A 17,884-nucleotide genomic window follows, 5' to 3' on the forward strand; every position below is an offset into this window, starting at 1 on the left:
GATCCAGGGACTGATCGACCTGGTGGAAAAGCTGCTGCCGTGACCGCCGATGCCGGCCAGGACCTGGCCCTGGCCGGCACATGGGACACCTTCCGGCGGCTAGCCCGGGTCATTCGTTAAGGGCTGCCCACATGCTGGATTGAATGGGAACAGGTGCCGTCTGAGCTGGGAAGATAGGACTTGTCGAGGGTCCTTGTCCATCCCGCCCGGAGGGCACCTGCATGGTGAAGCGTACCGGAACGCGTCCGAGGATTGTGGTGTCCGCAGACGGTCGTGGCGTCGTCGGTCATGCCGGTGCGCGCCTGCTCACCGACATCGCCGATGTGACCGGTCTGACCGTCGCGTGCAGTGACGCGCTCGCCGGGCTGCGGCAGCGTCGCGGCGGCCACGACCCGGGCCGGATCGCAGTCGATCTGGCGGTGACGCTCGCCGACGGCGGGGAAACGATCTCCGACCTGGCCGTGCTGCGGCATCAGGCGGCGTTGTTCGGGCCGGTCGCGTCCGACCCGACCGCGTGGCGACTGCTGTCCAGCATGGACAGTGCGGTACTGGTTCAGTTCGCCACCGCGCGGGCACAAGCCCGCGAAATCGCGTGGGCGCAACGGATCGACACCGCAGGTGGGCTGCCGCAGACCACGGCCGCCGGCCTACCCGTCCCGGGGCTGACCCTCGACCTGGACGCCTCCATCGTGATCTGCCATTCGGAGAAGGAAGCCGCGACCCCGACCTGGAAGAAGTCGTTTGGCTACCATCCGCTGTTCTGTTTCTTATGCCGACGTCGGCATAAGAAGCATTATGCCGAGTAGCGGATTATGCCGCGGTTGGGGCTGGATCTGTTGGGCGGAAGGGCTTTCTGCCGTTGGATACGCGGCATAATCCGGCTTGTTGATCTCGTGCCAGCCTTCTCCGAGAGTTCCTGACTTGAGGAGGACGGCATGACGCGTAGGGTGTCGAGAGTTGTGGTGGTCGGGCCGTTGGAGGTCTACCAGGCTCAGGGGGATTCCAAAGTATCTTGATCTTTATTTCTGCTGGTAGGTTCAGCCCGGTTCTGGGGTAGACATAGATGCGGCCCCTTGTCCTGCGATGATGTTGGTCTTCCACAACAAACGTCATCGAGGAGCAAGGAGCCGCTGTGTCAGTGTCGCATGCCGTCAGAGTCGGATCGGGTGCCGTGGCGGGGATTCTTGGCCTGCCGCAGGTGCTGCCCGGGGCTGGTGCGGTGGGTGAGCTGGTGGAGATGTTCGAGCAGGTGACTGACCCGCGTGACCCGCGTGGGGTGCGTCATCGGTTGGCGACGATCCTGACGGTGGCGGTGTTCGCGGTGCTGGCCGGGGCGCGGAACTACCGGCAGGTCGGCGATCGGGTCGCTGACCTGCCCCAGTCGCTGGTGGCGCTGGCCGGTGGGCGGGCGTGTCCCGCGTTGGGAGCCGTGCAGGCGCCCGGTGGGTCGACGATCCGCAGGACATTGACCCTGTTGGACGCCGATGGCGCCGATCGGGTGGTCGGTTCCTGGCTGGCGTCGTTGCTGGACTCGGACGGCGACGAACTGCGCGGGTTGGCGATGGACGCCAAGACGGTCCGGGGCGCCTCGACCGCCGAGGGGGAGGTGACCCTGTTCGCCGCGATGGCCCATGGGTGGGCGGTCGTGCTGGGGCAGGTGCGGGTGCCGGCGGCGACCACGGAGACCACCCAGGTCCGTGCGCTGCTGGATGGGGTGGATCTGGCTGGCTGGGTGGTGACCGCCGACGCCGCGCATGCTCAGGTCGACATGGCTGACTACATCGTGTTCGAACGTGGCGGTGACTACGTGCTGCAGGTGAAGGCCAACCAGGTGGAGGTGCTGCGGCAGATCGCCGCGGTCATGCCCGCGGCGGTGGTGGCGGATGCGGAATGTAGCGAGCTCGGAGACAGCGAAGGGGACAAGAACCGCAGGACTAATTGGGTGGTCGAAGCCGGCGGGGTCGACTTTCCCGAGGCGGCGCGGGTGTTTCGGATGCTCCGGGAGCGTTTCGACCCGTTCGGGACGCGGGTGAGTAAGGAGGTCGTCTACGGGGTCACGAGCCTGCCGGCCCACCGGGCCACACCCGCCCAGCTCGCCGGGTTCGTTCGACGGCACTGGGCGATCGAGAATCTGGTGCACTGGTCCCGCGACGTTGTCTTCGGCGAGGACGCCCAGGGTGCCTACATCGGCAACGGCCCGCAGTCCATGGCGATCCTGCGCAACCTGGTCCTTTCCCTGTTTCGCTTGGCCGGGATCTCCAAGGTCAAACGTTTGACCGAGAGCATCGCGGCAGACCGGATGCGGATCCTGCCGGTCCTGACCGCAGCACTCCAGCGGTGACCAACACGCTTCACGGACTTTGAAATCCCCCTGGGTAGACGGCGTCCCCGCAGGCTCCGTCCGTCGTAGTTACCACTCGCCAGAGTGTCCTCAGCAGTGCCTCGTCCTCGGTCGAGACGATTGCGTGGAAGTGCGGGATCACCCAGTCACGATCAACCATATTGTGGTTTTCTCGGCCGTCCCAATGCCATGAGTACTCGAACTTTGGATTCTTCCCGATAGGAACGCGGATGACATTGAGATCCGAAATGGCCTCCAACGTCTTGGCGAGTGCGGCGACGTCGAATGACCGCTTGGCGTATTCAGGGGCGAGCAGGCTTGGGGGCTTGTCCCGGTACTCACGGGATTGGTAAAGGGCGGTCAGTCCGGTCGCGACGAACGGGTCGTCCAGGTAGGTCGCTCGAGCCGAAGCCCAGTGGCGTGTCCCGTCGTGTCGTACGGCCACGAAGATCGGCATCCCGGCGTACGTGCCAGGCGTGACTGCCCGACGGTCGATCAGTTCCTTCAGTGCCGAGAGGTCCGCGAGATGATCCTCGGTGACGGAGGCGGCCTGCGTGCGGTAGTTGCTGAGGCGGATGTCCAGTTGCGCAGCCTGGTCCCACGGCCTGACTCCGGCGATCTCGTAGAACTGGCGCAGGAACCGGTGCTCGCGGGTCTTGGACCTGCCCTCGTCGTCGAAGATGACGAGGGGGTCTATGACCAGTCGATCAGCTCGCAGGTCAGGCGCCGTGGGCAAGTAGGCGTTGCTTCCCGCAATATGGTCGATGTCGTTGCCCTGCCACACGCGGATCAGCGGCGCGGCCCCGAGCACATTCCGTAGTTCTCTCATGGCGAACGGGTCTGATGCGTCCTCCTGAGACAGGACACCTAGCGCCACGTACAGTTCGCGAAGCCATCCGTCGGTTTTGGCCGAAATCCATACGAACCACGAAGGCTCGACAACACCGGGGCCACTGACTACCTCGAATACCTCCAACAACTCGTCGCGACCGAAGTCGATTGCGGGCAGCGAATTGAGGAACGTACCCGCTCGTCCGTCGGCCGAGCGCAACCAGCCGACGGGCGGCTCATCATCCTCGTAGGCGAATCCCCTGATGAAATTCGCATCTTCGATTGAGAGCGCGTTGCGGATGGCGGCATGGCTGGACCTCAGCAGCAGGCCCGCGCGTGCGTGTCCGCCGCCTGCCACGGGCGTAACAGGTTCGGAGTCGAAGGCATCAACGATTCGCTCACGCAGCACGACATATCGTCCCGGCAGGTCATCGCGATCGTTCGGCAGCGCGCTGAGCAGGCCGTCGGTTATGAGACCGTCATCGCGCATGGCTGGAAGCGCTCTGGCGATGAGCTCACCGATGCCGTTCAGCAGTTCGTCGTTGCCGGGGTCGTCTCGGACACTGTCGCGGGCGACCGTCGAGGCGAAGGGCGCGTGGATGTGGAACCGAAGCCCTGAGGTCTCCTTGGCCGCTGGGAAGTAGATGTAGACGCGGCCCTTGGCCGGCTTGACCGAGAACTTTGACGACACCGTCGGCTCAGTGCTCGTGGCGTCGAGCGCGAACGCCGCTGCGACCGGGCAGACCTTTCCGGCAACTTCGATGTCCCCGGTTATGCGGTACCAGTACGAAGCGCGACGGTCTTCGTGTGCGCCCACAATCTTGATCACATGTTCGTCGAGTGCGACACGCTCGAGCAGCACCGCCTCGTCACCGGGCAGCGAACAGGCGATGCGCTCAATGTTGTTGAGGAACAGCAGGGTTGTCGACGAGAGCATGCGCAGTGCGTGCGCGACCTCCTTGACCGCGCGTTGCGCAGGCTTGTCGGCTCGGTCGAAGGGGAACCAGAAGGTCGTCCGTCCCCGGTGGGCGGCCGCGGCGACTGGGACGGGGATGAACAAGTCGTGAATGGCGAACGAGTGGTTCCCGGAGTGGATGACCGGGGTCTGGGTGTAGGCGAAGACGGCCTTGAATCCGACGCCGAACTTGCCGATCGTCGTCGCGTCGTCCTTCTTGGTCGACTGTCCGATACCGGTGATGGAATCGATGTCGCGCAGGCCGAAGAGCCGGCTGCCATCGTGCTCGACCCGCAGCCCGTCGCTGCGCAGGTCGAAGGTCACTTCGCGCGCGCCTGCGTCCTCGGCGTTCTGGAGTAGCTCGTAGATGAAGTGTGCGTTGTCCGGATACAGGTCCGACAGCAGGTTGCGCAGCCCTTCTTCGAACCCATTCTTCCGTGCCCAATGGACATATGCCCGGCGGTCGGCGGACAGCTCGTCGAAGGTCGTCACGGCTTAGCCACCTCCAGGAGCACCGTCGCGAGCTGACGAGTCAGGAGGTCGGGCGCCCGTTCGTGTTGCGCAATAAGCCGATCGAACTTCTCTTCGACTGCGACGCGCTCGCCCTGACGCATCCTCAAGATGTTGGGGTCACTCACCCGGCTGGCGCTCTCCTCGATGACCTTCAACTGGCGGTCCCGCTGGGCACGAAGGGAGGCCGCTCGCTGGGTCGCTGCGGCGCGTGCCCGTGTCTCGTGCGTGTCGCGGGCGGACGCCCATTCGGTGTGGTGTCGTTGGTCGAGCGCGTCGCTGTCGCTCGACGAGACGGTATGCCCGGAGTCGCCGTCGGTGGCGTTGGCGAGCAGTTCACCCGCTGCGGCCTCCGCCTGCGGATCCGTGCTGATGTAGCGCAGGGTGAGAGTGTCGTGGGAGTCCAGCCGGGTCCAGGCGTGGATTGCGACTGGGTAGCGGCCAGGCGGGACGAGATTCGAACGGACCCGCAGCGACGCGACGGGAACATCGATCAGTGCCGCGTGCTTCGCAGCCGCCACCACGAGTGGATGGGTGGGCGCCAGCAGTTCGACGGCGTCATCGTCGGCGGCGAGCTCTGGATCAGTGGTTAGCTGCAGCACTGGGTCCCGACGTCGCAGGATTCGTTCCAGGCGCGGGTCGCCGCCAACCGATCGGAGGTCGGCCGTCACCCGGGTCGCAGTCTTGTCGTCCAGCCGTACGGTCGCGACCTTGCCGGGCTTTGGGCCTGTGATGCGCCGGCCTCCGAGGACGAGCCCGAGATACGAGCGGACGAGGTCGCCGAGCTTGTCGTCCTCGAGCCACTCGCTGCTCGCCTCCGCAATGCGTTCCTCGAGGGACTCGATCGTGAGGCCGAGCAGTGCCACTTGCTGAGCCTCAAGCCGCTCGAGTTCCTCAATACGCCCGACCTGGTTGTCGGCGAGCTGCCGCAGGCGCTGCGCGCGGTCCTCCTCGGAGAGCGACAGATTGTCGGCGATGCGTCGCAGTTGGGTCGCGATGTCTCCGAGGATCTGCTCGCTGCCACCCAGGGCGCGGTGGAAGACGCCGATGCGCAGCAGACAGCGCTGGTAGATCTCAGCCTCGATCGTCCCTTGGGTAAGGATGTTGACGATCGCCACCGACTCGCTGCGCTGTCCACGTCGGTCGATACGGCCGATGCGCTGCTCGATGCGCATCGGGTTCCAGGGGATGTCGTAGTTCACGAGGGTGTTGCAGAACTGGTAGTCGAGGCCCTCGGTTCCGACCTCCGAACAGAGCATGAGATCGACCGCGTCGGGGTTCTCTCTGGGTAGTTTGAAGCGCCGGCGCAGCGCGTGGCGCTCGTCGTCGGCGACCGCGCCGTGGACGACGGCGACGCGCACGCCCCAGGTGCGCGCCTGGTGCTGCAAGTACGCCAGGGTGTGCCGGAACGTGCTGAACACCAGGATCTTGTTGTTCGCTTCACCTTGCTTATCAGCGACGACCTGGCGCAGGTAGTCAGCCTTTGGGTCCGGCTGGCCTTCCAGTCCGGCCGCCATCTGGCCGATCTGCCGGATCTGGTCACGGATGTCTCCCCTCAGATCCGGCGCAGTCTGCGGCACGTCGTCGTCGACCTCGAAGAACTCCACGGTGTCCAGCCGGTCGGTGAGGATCTGCTCAACCAGGGGTGCTAGGCCATTGATGGAGCTCGCCGCCTGGCGGTGCAGCATCGAGAGCAGGAACTCGACCGGCATACCCGGAGCCTGCAGTTGCACGATGCGTCGGCCGAGCGCAAGCACCTCGTCGTAGACGGCCTGCTGCTGCGGCGTGAACGCGATCACGGGTGCGCTGGGCTTGCGGGTCGTGAAGGTGCCGATGTCGCGGCGCCGGGTGTGGGTTACGACCGCCGCGAAGGTGTTGAGGTCCTCCAACGCCCGCACGACGCGGATGCGCGCTCTTGCGTCGTCAGGAGAGCCGGCGAGCAGTTCCCGGACCTGACCGACTCGCGGGTCTACCGCCATTACCTGACGGCCCCACTCGGTGGCCAGCGCGCCGTTCAGCGCTTGGTGCACGTGTTCCTGCCACTGCTCTTGACCGCTACGCGCCGCCTCAACCGCCTCGTAGAGGAAGCGGTTCGGCTCCAGCATCTGCGCGAAGTCCTGCTCCGTTGGTACAAGATCGTCCCGCAACAGGTTCACGAGGGTGAACAGGTCCTGGCTGTGTACCTGCAGCGGAGTCGCGGAGAGCAATACGACCGCGTCCGCAGCTTCGGTCAGGCGTGCGACGTTCTTGTAAGCGAAGGTCGAGCGGTTACGGATATGGTGCGCCTCGTCCACGATCACCATGTCGAAGCGCGGGCCCGGCGCCAGGTCGACTAGGCCCACGCGACGAGCCCGACCGGAGCCCGATCCGACGAGCAGACGCTCGTCGAGTAACGAATAGGGCAGGATCGCCTTGGAGAACCGGTCCGGCCACTCGCCCTCTCGGAGCGTCTCCTCCAGGCAGTACCGCAGGTCGGCGCCGTCCAAGTGGACGAAATCCTCGTCGAACCGCTTGAGTTCGTTGCGCCACTTCTCATCAACGACGAGCGGCTTCGGGCAGATGACCAGGACCGAGCGTGCCCGATGCCGGGCCTGCAACTCCTTGATAATGAGGCAGGCTTCGATGGTCTTGCCGACTCCAACGTCGTCGGCCACGAGAATGCGTGGCCGCTCCGCTTGAACGATCTTGAGCACGGGGCGGAACTGATACGGCTCGTAGTCAATCCGTCCGGAGTTTCGCGCATGCAGGTAGCCGGTGTTTCTATCTCGGAGCAGCTCTGAGGTCAGGCCGGCACGTAGCCCGGCGGCAGAGATCGTTGCGGGCTGTGCGCGGCTCCGAGCCAGCTTGATCTGAGAGGCGAAGTAGCCGTGGACGCTGTTGTCGTGGAAGACGTCGAACCTCAGCGCCCCGCCGACAAGACGCGAGCCCGTGACCACGCCGACGACCTCGGGTCGAGCGACGAGCTGAACGGTTGTGCCCGCCGCAAAATCGACGTTGCCCATGTTGAACACATACCTCCCGCGGTCTGGCAGGCCACTTCTATGGCGCAGCAATCGAGGTGTTCGAGCGTCTGGTCCGCGGGACAAGTATGACGACCCGGATACCCGCTCGGCATCGACCAACGGCCCCGGCCTAGTTGAGTCGGCCTGGAGCGCGGTGTCAGTGTTGCCGCTGGTCCGTTTCTCCAGGCCGCTCGCCGAACCCGCCGTGCGCGTCTCCGCGCAACGGGCTCTCCACGGTTGCTGTCGTCAGGCGTTGTCGGTTGCGGGCCAGGGGTTGGGGATCGTGGTGCCGCGCCAGCGGTAGCGGGTCACGGGGATGGCCGCTATCGGGTGGTGCTCGATCCCGTCCGCGGTGACGGGTAACCAGGTGCCGGTGGGCGTGGTGAACCGTCTGCGGATGGCCGTCCAGTTCCAGTGGTGCCGTCGCATGAGCATGTTGATCAGCCGTCGCCACGTGAACGTGTCGAGCGTGCTGAAGGTGTGCTTGGCCACGGCGTGCCGGAAGTAGTTGGCCCAGCCGTGCGTGACCTGGTTCAACCTGGTCAGCACGGACCTGAGGTCCTGCTGTGATGTCCTGTGGGTCAGTGCCCGGATCTTCGCCTTCAGTGACCGGATCGGCCGTTGGGCGATGAACGTGTACACATGCCACGTGTTCGATCCCCGCTTGCGGCGCCACCGGATGTGGAACCCCAGGAAGTCGAACCCGTCGCTCATGTGCACCACCGAGGTCTTGGCCGGTGACAGCCGCAGGCCGAGCGGCGCGAGCACAGTCGCGACGTCCTCGCGCACCGCGTGCACGTGGTCCTCGTTGCCGTGCACGAGGATCACGAAGTCGTCGGCGTAGCGGACCAGCCGCCACGTCGGCAACCCCTTGCTGCGCCGGTAGTTGCGGCGTGCGCTGGTGGACATCGTCCCGCCCGGCTTCCACGGCGCCATCAGATGCTCATCGAGCGCAGACAGCGTGATGTTGGCCAGCAGCGGTGACAGGATGCCGCCCTGCGGCGTGCCGGTGTGCGTGTCCTGCCGCTCACCCAACTCGGTGAGGATCCCGGCTTTCAGGAACGCTTTCACCAGCGACAGCACGCGTTTGTCCTTGATCCTTGCCCGGACGCGGTTCATCAACGCCGTGTGGTCGATGGAGTCGAAGCACGCTTCGATGTCCGCGTCGAGCACCCACCGGTACCCGTTGGTGCCGTAGAGGTGGATGTCGGCAATCGCGTCCTGCGCCCGCCGCTTGGGCCGGAACCCGTACGAGACCGGTTCGAACCCGGCCTCGAAGATCGGCTCCAGCACCAGCTTCAACGCCGCCTGCACGACCCGGTCCGCCACCGTCGGTATGCCGAGGCGACGGACCTTCCCCGACCCGCCCGGCTTCGGGATCTTGCGTTCCCGCACCGGCAACGGTCGGAACGTGCCCGCCTTCAACTGGGCACGCAGGTCGTCCAAGAATCCCGGAACCCCGGAGGTCTCCTCGACGTGCGCGACGGTCAGGCCGTCGACGCCGGGGGATCGGGCTCCCAGGTTGCCCGCGACCCGGTCGAACGCCAACCGCAGCGTCGCCGGGTCGTGCACGAGGTTGAACAGGTCATCGAACCGGCGGCCAGAGTCAGCCGCCGCCCATCGGTGAAGTTTGGCCTGCATCTTCGCTACCCAACCGTGCGGGCCGAGGGCCCGTTCGGGTGGAGCGTCGCCGTTCGGCGGCGCGTCTTGCGGCATTACAGCATCCGTCCCTTCGCGTAACCGCTGCCGCCCTTCCCCATGTGCCGGGCTCTCCCCGGCGCCGAGTACTACGGAGGCTCCGCCCCACCCAGCCCGTTCAGCGGTCGATGCACCTATCCCGGCCGGTCGGCTGGCCGCCTACCGTGCCGGGAACCGCGACCGGATGGTTCCCGTGTTCACTGCTGCTCGTTTGTCGAAGGAGGAGCCCGACTTTGTCCCTGCGGCATCGCCATGGGTACGCCGCAGACCTTTCCCATGGCCTCCCGGACCAGCGATCCTGTCCGACCCGGAAGCTCCCCACCCGCACGGTAGGAAAGCACCGCCCCCGGCCCTGATCCGCCAGGTTCGAGCCGGCAACCTATTGAGGGACGTAACGACGCCGGTTCCTCGCGTACTCCTCTTCGTCTCGCTCGCCGGACCCGCACTATCTGGCAGTGCTGGCACGTCCCGGCTTTGTCAGGGCTGCTCCCACCCTCCCCGGCATCACCCGGGTCGGGCTGCCCTCAGCTACGTCAACCTGCTGCGACAGGCCGGCGGTGGCGGTCTTGCACCTCCACTCGAACGCACCGGATCAGAAGGTTAGGGGTTCGAGTCCCTTCGGGCGCGCACCATCAAGAGGCGGTTGACCTGCGGAAACGCGGGGCGACCGCTTCTTTGTGTCTGTCCCCTGTGGATGGTGGGGGTCATGTGGGTGCGCTGTGGGTGCCAGGGGTTGCGCGGCCTTCTCGCCGTGTCGGGGCTTCTTGACCTGCGGCTTGGTCTTCGACTTGGGCGTGGTGGGGGTGGGGGCACTGTTTTGGGGCGGCGGTCGGGTCGGTTCTTGCGGGCCTCGGTCTTGATCTTCTTGCGGGTGCGGCTGGCGGCGGCGAGGACGAGCCGGGCGGTGTCGTCGGCGCATCGGCGCTGGATCTGGGGTAGGACGCTGGTGTAGGTGTCGGCCGTGGTCACGATGCTGGAGTGTCCGAGCAGGTCCTGCAGGGTCTTGAGGTCGGCGCCGGCTTCGTGGGCGAGGGATGCGGCGCCGTGGCGCAGGTCGTGCAGCCGCACCGGGGGGAGCCCGGCGCGTTGGACGAGTTTGCGGAAGCGGGTGGTGGCGTAGTTCGGGTTGATCGGCAGGCCGTCGCCGCGGATGAACACGTATCCGGAGTCGGTCCACTGGTGGCCGTCGGACTGGGTGTCGCGGCGCTGATCCAGTTGCCGGGCACGGTGAGCCCGGAGAATCCGGACGGTGTGTTTGTCCAGAGCGACCGCGCGGCGCCCTGCTGGGGTCTTGGGGTCGTTTTCGACGATCTGGTAGCCGGCGGTGGTGCGGTTACGTTCGACGGTCAGGGTCGCGCGGTCGAGGTCGATGTCGGTCCAGCGCAGTCCGCACAGCTCACCGCGGCGCAGGCCGCGGAGTCCGGCGAGCCACCAGAACGCGAAGAGGGAGTCGTCGGTGACGGTGCCGAGGAATTCGGCGAGGTGCTCGGCGGTCCAGACCGCGACGGCGGGGTGGGCGCCGGTCTGTTCCCAGGACGCGACCCGGGCTTCGGTCCAGACCTTGGCGTGTGGCTGCTGGTAGCCCTTGATCTCGATGTGCCGGGCGGGGTTGCAGTCCAGGACGCCTTCTTTGACGGCGAGGTTGAGCGCGGCGCGCAGGGTGGTGCGCAGGTGCTGCATCGCCGACGCGGACTGTGGTCGGCCTTTGCTGTTGGTGGTGCCCGCGATCCGGGCGAACACGGTGCGGAGCACGCCGGCGTCGAGGTCGGCGAGCCGGTAGCCGCCGAGGTTGGGTATGAGGACCTGCTCGACGTCGCGGGTGTAATGGAACCGGGTCGTCGCTCGGATGTTGGTGCGGGTGTCGAGCCAGTGGCGTAGCCATCGTTGGACGGTCCAGCCTTGCGCGGTGCGGTCGGCGGCGGTGCCGGCCAGCCACGCGTCGCGGGCCTGCCGGGCGGCGGCCTGTGATGGGTAGCCGCCGCGGCGGGCGCGTTCACGGCGGCCGAGCATGTTCGTGGCGGAGCAGTGGAAGTACCAGGAGCCGTGCCCGCGCTCGACGAGCCGGGGGCAGTGCTGCTCGAGTCGGTTCCTGCTGTCGTCGCGGCAGCCGCACCGTTTGAAGATCACACCGTTGCCCGATCGCATGACCGTCACCTCATCTCGCCGCTGTTCGGCTCAGCATGAGTGTGCTACGGCGTTGGGTTGGGTCACCCGTGCAGGTGACGGGTTGTCGTGGCGGGGTTTGGTCGGGTACGGCGATCTCTCATGCCCGCAGGCTCTGGATGATCAGCGGCGCGTTCCGGCGAGCTTATGCGGGGTCCAGGCGCAGGGTGGTCGTCGTGGCCGGGGGACGGGTCATTGTCTGGGTGTGGGTGGATTGGCTGTACTTGTTGCGGTAGGCCTCGTCGATGCGGGCGTTGGTGTCCGGCTCGTCGACGGCGGTGAACCTGACGTGGTGCTCGCGTCCGGCCGCGTTGACCGAGCCGGTGCCGTGTCGGCGGGCTCGCCGGTACCAGATGCCGGTCTCGCCCTTCCAGGAGCGTACGTACAGGGTGTCGTCGACGGCCACGATCCAGATCGGTGTCCGGACCTCGGGTCGCCCTGGCGCGGGGACGACAACTTCGACTTCTGCGGCGTCGGCGAGCTGTCGGGGGGTTGCGGTGTCCCAGGTCATGACGGTCGCTGTTCCCTTCGTGGAGGTCGTTACTGTTCGGCCGGGGCGTTTGCCGGGGTGTGGGTGGCGGCCCAGCTGGACAGCAGGCGTAGGGCGTCGTGGGTTGGGCTGCCCGCGGTGGCGCTGTAGGCCGTGAGGGTCAGACCCGGGTCGGCGGGCAGCGGCATGGCCTCGAAGGTGAGGTCGAGTCGGCCGACGACGGGGTGGTGGAAGTGTTTGACGCCGGTGTGGTGCAGGCGCACGTTGTGCGCGGCCCAGCGGGTGCGGAAGTCGTCGCTGCGGGTGGCGAGTTCGCCGACCAGGTCGGTCAGGGCCTTGTTGTAGGGGTCGCGGCCGGCTTCGGTGCGTAGCAGGTTGACGGTGGTGTCGGCGGCGTTGTTCCAGTCGGGGTAGAGGTCCTCGGCGGCGGGGTCGAGGAAGCAGAAGCGTGCCAGGTTGACCGGCCGCGCGGCGTGGGTGAACGCGGGTGCGTAGAGGGCCTGCCCGAGCGGGTTGATGGCGAGGATGTCGAGGCGGCCGTTGCGGACGAAGGCGGGGGCGTCGGTCATGGCGTCGAGCAGGCTCTGCACGCCGGGACGGATCGGCTGTTTGGCTGGCCGGCGTTGGCGGGTGCGGCCGGTGGTGTTGGCGGCTGCGGCCAGGTCGTAGAGGTGGGAGCGTTCGGCCTCGTCGAGTTGCAGGGCGCGGGCGATGGCGTCCAGGACGCTGTCGGAGACGCCTGCGAGGTTGCCGCGTTCCAGGCGGGTGTAGTAGTCGGGGCTCACCCCGGCGAGCAGCGCGACCTCGGCGCGGCGTAGGCCGGGGACGCGGCGGGTGCCGCCGAAGCACGGGATGCCCGCCTGTTCGGGTGTGATCTTGGCGCGTCGGGAGGCGAGGAACTCGCGCACGTCGCCCTGGGTGTCCATGCCCGTCACGGTACGGCGCCCGGCCGGGAGCTGGGGGGTTCTGTCATCACCTGCTACGCCAAGCCCTCCCACCGGCGGCCGCGAGCGGGTTCCATGGATCAGGTAAGTGCGGCCGGTGACCGTTTCCGCTGGTCAGCTGCCCTTCGTGGAGCAGAGAGCAGGCGTACTCATGGCAGCGTCATCCGAGCACCCGGCGGCGGCACGGACGCTGGCGGTCGCGGCGGCGGGCACGCTGCTGGTGCTGGTCGCCTTTACCACTCCCTTGGCCACCCTGCCGGCGACGGCGGCCGGTGTGCACGCCGGTCCGGGCGCGCAGGCGTGGATCCTGAGCGGGATGAGCGTGGGCTGTGCGGCCGGGCTGCTGGGTAGCGGCGCGCTCGGCGACGACTACGGCCGCCGCCGCACGTTCCTGATCGGCGCGCTGGTCTTGTCGGTCGGCTCGCTGCTGGCCGCGGTCGCCGCGGGTGCGGTGCTGCTGGTGCTCGCCCGCATCGTGCAGGGCCTTGGCGGAGCGGCGGTCGTCGCGTGCAGCCTTGGCCTGATCGGTGCCGCATACCCCGACGGGCCCGCCCGGGCCCGCGCCACCGGTATCTGGGGCGCCGCCCTCGGCGCAGGGGTGGCAGCCGGCCCGTTCCTGGCCCTCGGCCTGCTGACCGTGGCAGGCTGGCGGTCCGCATACGTGGTCACCGCACTGCTCGCCGCCGGGCTTGCCGTGGCCGGGCGCGCGGTGCTGGCCGAGTCGCGCGCCGCCGCACCGCGACCGGTCGACGCGGCCGGGACGATCCTGCTGGCGTTGGGGGTGTCCGCGCTGCTGGCCGGCCTGGTGGAAGGCCGCAGCGGCTGGGCCCGCCCCGCGACGCTGGGTCTCCTCGTTCTCGGCGCGATCCTGCTCGCAGGGTTCGCCGCCGTGGAGCACCATGGTCGCCATCCCATGCTCGACCTCCGGCTGCTGCGCCGTGCGGACTTCGTCGGCGCGCTGGTCGCGGCGCTGGCCACCGGAGCCGGGGTGCTGTCGATCACCTCCTACACCCCGATCGTGGTGCAGCAGGGCCTCGCCGGATCGGCGCTGGCCGGAGTCTCGGCGATGCTGGCCTGGTCCGGGCTCAGCGCCCTCACCCCGCTGTCGGCCCGCTGGCTGTCGGCCCGTATCACACCGCGCGGCCAGCTCGTCGCCGGCCTGCTCGGCTGCGCGATCGGACAGCTCGCCCTGTTCGGGCTGCACCCCGGCGACCCCGTTGTCCGGCTGTTGCCCGGCCTGCTGGTGGCCGGAGCGGCGAACGGGGTGCTCAACGCCGCGCTGGGCCGGCAGGCGGTCTCCAGCGTGCCCGCCGAACGGGCCGCGATGGGCAGCGGCGCCAACAACACCGCCCGATACGTCGGCTCCGCGTTCGGCCTCGCCGTGGTCACGCTCTCGGTCACCCGCAACGGCCATGACCCGGCGGCGGTCCTGCACGGCTGGAACATCGCCGTGCTGCTCACCACCGTCTTCACCATCGCCGGGGCGCTGGCTGTGGTACTGGCCGGGACAGGGCCACCGCTCGGCAGCCGGCAGCGGTCGCCGTCTGAACCGCATACCGACTCGGTATCCGGGAATTCGACCTCGAACTCAGTCTCGAAGGAGCTCAGCGCATGGAACTGCTATCCGTACGTCCCACGGTGAAGACGCCCGCCCGGGCGTTCACCGGCGACGTCTACATGACCCCCGTCTACACCGGGACCGGGCCGTCGCGGATGACCGCCGCCCTGGTCCGGTTCACCCCCGGGGCCCACACGAACTGGCACTCCCACGCGGTCGGGCAGACCCTGCACGTCACCGAGGGCGTCGGCCTGGTCGGCATCCGCGACGGGTCGGTGCTGCGCATCCACGCCGGTGAGACGGTCGTCTGCCCGCCCGGCGAGGAGCACTGGCACGGCGCCGCCGCCGACACGTTCATGAGCCACCTGGCGATGCTCGAGGCCGAGCCCGGCGGCGGTGACCCCACCACCTGGCTCGAACCGGTCGCTGACGAGCAGTACGAACGGGCGAACAAGGAGAGCGCTTCATGACCATCGAATCGCCGACCGATGAGGGTCTGACCCGGCGGCACCAGGCGACGGCGGCCATCGGTGCCTTCACCGCCACCGGAGAACTGCCGCGGCTGCGCGAGGCATTGACCGACGGCCTCGACGCCGGGCTGACCATCAGCGAAATCAAGGAAATCCTGATCCAGATGTACGCCTACGCCGGGTTCCCCCGCAGCCTCAACGGCCTCGGCACGTTCATGGCGCTGCTGGAAGAACGCCGCACGAACGGCAGCAGCGACCCCACCGGCGCCGACCCGACCCCGCTGGCCGCCGGTACGAACATCCTCGATGTCGGTACCGACAACCAGACCCGGCTCGCCGGTGCGCCGGTAACCGGCCCGCTGTTCGACTTCGCCCCGACCATCGACGAGTTCCTCAAAACGCACCTGTTCGGCGACATCTTCACCCGCGACAACCTCGACTGGCCCAGCCGCGAGGTCGCCACCGTCGCCGCCCTGGCTGCCCTGGGCGGTGTCGAGTCGCAGCTGCAGTCACACCTCGGCATCGCCCTGAACATCGGCTTGACCGAAACCGACCTGCGAGCCCTCGTGACGGTCATGCGCACCCGCGTCGGCCAAGCACCGGGCGACCGCCTCGGCGACATCCTCGACCGGGTCCTCGCGGACAGGCGCGGGTGACATCCACAACACGACCTGTGCTGGCGCCGATCGGCTGATCAGCACATCGCATTCCGCAGTCTGGAGACAACCTTCATGCGTGCCACTCTGATGTACGGCGCCGGTGACGTCCGCGTCGAAACCATCGCCGATCCCGCCATCCAGCAGCCGACCGACGCGGTCGTGCGTATCGTGCGCGCCTGCGTCTGCGGCAGCGACCTGCACCCCTACCACAACCTGCCCGCCCAGGAGCAGGGCCAGCAGATGGGCCACGAGTTCCTCGGCATCGTCGAACAGACCGGCGCCGACGTCACCACCATCAAGGTCGGCGACTGGGTGGTGGCCTCGTTCTCCTACCAGGACAACACCTGCGAGTTCTGCCGCGCCGGTGTGCAGACCGCCTGCGTGCACGTCGGCTTCTTCAGCGCCGCCCAGGCCGAGCTGATCCGCGTACCGCTCGCCGACGGCACGCTCGTCAAGCTGCCCGTCGGTGCCGACTCCGAGCTGCTGCCCTCGCTGCTGACACTGGCCGATGTGTACGGCACCGGCTACCACGCAGCCAGGTGCGCCAACGTCATCGCCGGGGACACCGTCGCGGTCATCGGCGACGGCGCGGTCGGGCTTCTCGCCGTGCTCTCGGCCAAGCAACTCGGCGCCGAACGCATCATCCTGATGGGCCGCCACAAGGTCCGCACGGACCTGGGCCGGGAGTTCGGCGCGACGGACGTCGTCGCCGAGCGCGGCGAGGAAGGCGTCGCACTCGTGCGGGAACTCACCAACGGCGGAGCACCGAAGGTTCTGGAAGCCGTCGGGCACCGCCCCGCCTACGATCAGGCCGTCGGCATCGTCCGCGCAGGCGGCGTCATCAGCCGCGTCGGCGTCCCGCAGTACGACGAAGCACCGGTCGGCTTCACCAGCCTGTTCGGCCGCAACATCACCCTCAACGGCGGCCCGGCCCCGGTACGCGCCTACATCGACGAACTGCTGCCCGGCATCCTCGACGGCACCGTCGACCCCGGCAAGGTCTTCGACCGCACCGTCAGGCTGGAAGACGCCCCCGCCGCCTACCACGCCATGGACAACCGCGAAGCCCTGAAGGTCCTTATCGCCCTCTGACCACGCCACGGCCGCACAGACACGCGACGCCAGCGGTCGCGCGACGCCGATCCCCAACCGAACCTCGGCACTCCGCGAGTACACGAAGACTGGAGCATGTGATGCACACGCGACTTCTCGGCCAGGGCCTGCGGGTCTCGGCCATCGGCCTGGGCGCCATGGGCATGTCCCAAAGCTACGGACCCAACCCCGGCGACCGCGACGCCATGATCGGCGTGCTGCGCGGCGCGGTCGAGCGGGGCGTCACCTTCTTCGACACCGCCGAGGTCTACGGCCCATACGTCAACGAAGAACTCGTCGGCGAGGCCCTCGCCCCGCTGCGCGACCAGGTCGTGATCGCCACGAAGTTCGGGTGGCGCATCGAGGACGGCAAGTCGGTGGGCCTGGACAGCCGCCCTGAGCAGATCAGGCGGGTCGCTGACGCGTCGCTGCACCGGCTACGGGTTGACACGCTCGACGTGTTCTACCAGCACCGCGTCGACCCGAGCGTAGCGATCGAGGACGTCGCCGGTGCCGTCGGCGAACTCGTGCAGGCCGGCAAGGTGCGCCACTTCGGCCTGTCCGAGGCCGCCGCGGACACGATCCGCCGCGCCCACGCCGTGCACCCGGTGACCGCGGTGCAGAGCGAGTACTCGCTGTGGACCCGCGACCCCGAACCCGAGGTTCTGCCGGCCTGCGCCGAGCTGGGCATCGGGTTCGTGCCGTTCAGCCCGCTCGGCAAGGGCTTCCTCACCGGCACCGTCAGCACCGCCACCGAGTTCACCTCCGGCGACATCCGCGCGAGCATCCCGCGGTTCGACGCCGACAACCGCGCCGCCAACCAGGCCCTGGTCGAACACACCACCGCCCTGGCCCGCGCCAAGGACGCCACACCCGGGCAGATCGCCCTCGCCTGGCTGCTGGCCCAGCATCCGTGGATCGTGCCCATCCCCGGCACCCGCCGCCTGGAACGGGTCGAGGAGAACGCCGCCGCGACGCAGGTACCGCTGTCCGCCGACGACCTCGCCGACCTCAACGACCTCGCCGCCCGCATCGGGGTCCACGGCAACCGCTACAACGAGCAGCACATGGGCCTCGTCGGCAAATAGCTCCTCGCACCGCATTCGTCGGGCGCGGACCGGAGGTCCTCGAAGGTCGTTGCCGGCGCACCACCGGCACCCGCCGCGCTGGC

12 protein-coding genes, 1 tRNA gene and 1 pseudogene are annotated in these 17,884 nt (G+C 68.1%); 8 read left to right on the forward strand and 6 right to left on the reverse strand.

The window, feature by feature from the left end; genetic code table 11:
• Positions 1-221: 221 nt before the first annotated feature.
• Both AB0M46_RS24305 and AB0M46_RS24310 read left to right on the forward strand, forming a co-directional pair.
• Positions 222-770: pseudogene (locus AB0M46_RS24305) on the forward strand (transposase); the annotation flags it as partial.
• Between the two features lie 368 nt (positions 771-1,138).
• Positions 1,139-2,341: an ISAs1 family transposase gene (locus tag AB0M46_RS24310; protein WP_363339250.1), complete on the forward strand. Its 1,203-nt coding sequence runs from the start codon at positions 1,139-1,141 to the stop codon at positions 2,339-2,341.
• A gap of 10 nt (positions 2,342-2,351) precedes the next feature.
• Here the strand turns inward: AB0M46_RS24310 and AB0M46_RS24315 are convergent, their stop codons facing one another.
• The 3 genes from AB0M46_RS24315 to ltrA form a co-directional block, all read right to left on the reverse strand.
• A complete protein-coding gene (locus tag AB0M46_RS24315) occupies positions 2,352-4,619 on the reverse strand; it encodes a hypothetical protein (protein ID WP_363339251.1) in 2,268 nt (755 codons plus the stop codon).
• A complete protein-coding gene (locus AB0M46_RS24320; RefSeq protein WP_363339252.1) occupies positions 4,616-7,639 on the reverse strand; it encodes an SNF2-related protein in 3,024 nt (1,007 codons plus the stop codon). The genes AB0M46_RS24315 and AB0M46_RS24320 overlap by 4 nt, the downstream gene beginning before the upstream one ends.
• Before the next feature lie 246 nt (positions 7,640-7,885).
• Positions 7,886-9,280 carry a group II intron reverse transcriptase/maturase gene (ltrA, locus tag AB0M46_RS24325; protein WP_363339253.1) on the reverse strand — a complete coding sequence of 465 codons (1,395 nt, stop codon included), beginning with the start codon at positions 9,278-9,280 and terminating at the stop codon, positions 7,886-7,888.
• A gap of 611 nt (positions 9,281-9,891) precedes the next feature.
• Here ltrA and AB0M46_RS24330 point away from each other — a divergent pair.
• Positions 9,892-9,964 (forward strand) — tRNA-OTHER (locus AB0M46_RS24330).
• On the opposite strand, the gene AB0M46_RS24335 is transcribed toward AB0M46_RS24330, so the two are convergent.
• The 3 genes from AB0M46_RS24335 to AB0M46_RS24345 all read right to left on the reverse strand — a co-directional run bounded on the left by AB0M46_RS24335 (position 9,938) and on the right by AB0M46_RS24345 (position 12,916).
• Positions 9,938-11,482, reverse strand: coding sequence for a tyrosine-type recombinase/integrase (locus tag AB0M46_RS24335; RefSeq protein WP_363339254.1), 1,545 nt, complete (start codon positions 11,480-11,482; stop codon positions 9,938-9,940). The two genes, AB0M46_RS24330 and AB0M46_RS24335, sit on opposite strands and share 27 nt — an antisense overlap.
• A gap of 163 nt (positions 11,483-11,645) precedes the next feature.
• Positions 11,646-12,011 (reverse strand): DUF2255 family protein, encoded by a 366-nt coding sequence (locus tag AB0M46_RS24340; RefSeq protein ID WP_363339255.1) that lies wholly within the window; start codon positions 12,009-12,011, stop codon positions 11,646-11,648.
• Between the two features lie 29 nt (positions 12,012-12,040).
• Complete coding sequence (locus AB0M46_RS24345) at positions 12,041-12,916, reverse strand: helix-turn-helix transcriptional regulator (RefSeq protein WP_363339256.1); 876 nt, start codon at positions 12,914-12,916, stop codon at positions 12,041-12,043.
• 169 nt (positions 12,917-13,085) lie between these two features.
• On the opposite strand from AB0M46_RS24345, the gene AB0M46_RS24350 reads away from it, so the two are divergent.
• The 5 genes from AB0M46_RS24350 (at position 13,086) to AB0M46_RS24370 (ending at position 17,801) form a co-directional block, all read left to right on the forward strand.
• Positions 13,086-14,576: an MFS transporter gene (locus AB0M46_RS24350; RefSeq protein WP_363339257.1), complete on the forward strand. Its 1,491-nt coding sequence runs from the start codon at positions 13,086-13,088 to the stop codon at positions 14,574-14,576.
• Positions 14,546-14,962, forward strand: coding sequence for a cupin domain-containing protein (locus AB0M46_RS24355; RefSeq protein WP_363339258.1), 417 nt, complete (start codon positions 14,546-14,548; stop codon positions 14,960-14,962). Before AB0M46_RS24350 ends, AB0M46_RS24355 begins: the two co-directional genes overlap by 31 nt.
• A complete protein-coding gene (locus AB0M46_RS24360) occupies positions 14,959-15,618 on the forward strand; it encodes a carboxymuconolactone decarboxylase family protein (protein WP_363339259.1) in 660 nt (219 codons plus the stop codon). The genes AB0M46_RS24355 and AB0M46_RS24360 overlap by 4 nt, the downstream gene beginning before the upstream one ends.
• A 75-nt stretch (positions 15,619-15,693) precedes the next feature.
• The gene (locus AB0M46_RS24365) at positions 15,694-16,713 is read left to right on the forward strand and encodes an alcohol dehydrogenase catalytic domain-containing protein (protein ID WP_363339260.1); all 1,020 of its coding nucleotides are present in this window, start codon (positions 15,694-15,696) and stop codon (positions 16,711-16,713) included.
• Positions 16,714-16,814: 101 nt separating this feature from the next.
• Positions 16,815-17,801, forward strand: coding sequence for an aldo/keto reductase (locus tag AB0M46_RS24370; protein WP_363339261.1), 987 nt, complete (start codon positions 16,815-16,817; stop codon positions 17,799-17,801).
• Positions 17,802-17,884 lie beyond the last annotated feature (83 nt).

It is taken from the genome of Dactylosporangium sp. NPDC051485, assembly GCF_040682015.1.
GTDB lineage: Bacteria > Actinomycetota > Actinomycetes > Mycobacteriales > Micromonosporaceae > Dactylosporangium.

What these genes read in the sequence shown, in the direction of transcription:
- AB0M46_RS24350 (WP_363339257.1), top strand. Translation starts at nt 13,086, where the DNA reads ATGGCAGCGTCATCCGAGCACCCGGCGGCGGCACGGACGCTGGCGGTC.
- AB0M46_RS24320 (WP_363339252.1), bottom strand. Translation starts at nt 7,639, where the DNA reads ATGGGCAACGTCGATTTTGCGGCGGGCACAACCGTTCAGCTCGTCGCT.
- AB0M46_RS24355 (WP_363339258.1), top strand. Translation starts at nt 14,546, where the DNA reads ATGGAACTGCTATCCGTACGTCCCACGGTGAAGACGCCCGCCCGGGCG.
- ltrA (WP_363339253.1), bottom strand. Translation starts at nt 9,280, where the DNA reads ATGCAGGCCAAACTTCACCGATGGGCGGCGGCTGACTCTGGCCGCCGG.
- AB0M46_RS24365 (WP_363339260.1), top strand. Translation starts at nt 15,694, where the DNA reads ATGCGTGCCACTCTGATGTACGGCGCCGGTGACGTCCGCGTCGAAACC.
- AB0M46_RS24340 (WP_363339255.1), bottom strand. Translation starts at nt 12,011, where the DNA reads ATGACCTGGGACACCGCAACCCCCCGACAGCTCGCCGACGCCGCAGAA.
- AB0M46_RS24370 (WP_363339261.1), top strand. Translation starts at nt 16,815, where the DNA reads ATGCACACGCGACTTCTCGGCCAGGGCCTGCGGGTCTCGGCCATCGGC.
- AB0M46_RS24360 (WP_363339259.1), top strand. Translation starts at nt 14,959, where the DNA reads ATGACCATCGAATCGCCGACCGATGAGGGTCTGACCCGGCGGCACCAG.
- AB0M46_RS24345 (WP_363339256.1), bottom strand. Translation starts at nt 12,916, where the DNA reads ATGGACACCCAGGGCGACGTGCGCGAGTTCCTCGCCTCCCGACGCGCC.
- AB0M46_RS24335 (WP_363339254.1), bottom strand. Translation starts at nt 11,482, where the DNA reads ATGCGATCGGGCAACGGTGTGATCTTCAAACGGTGCGGCTGCCGCGAC.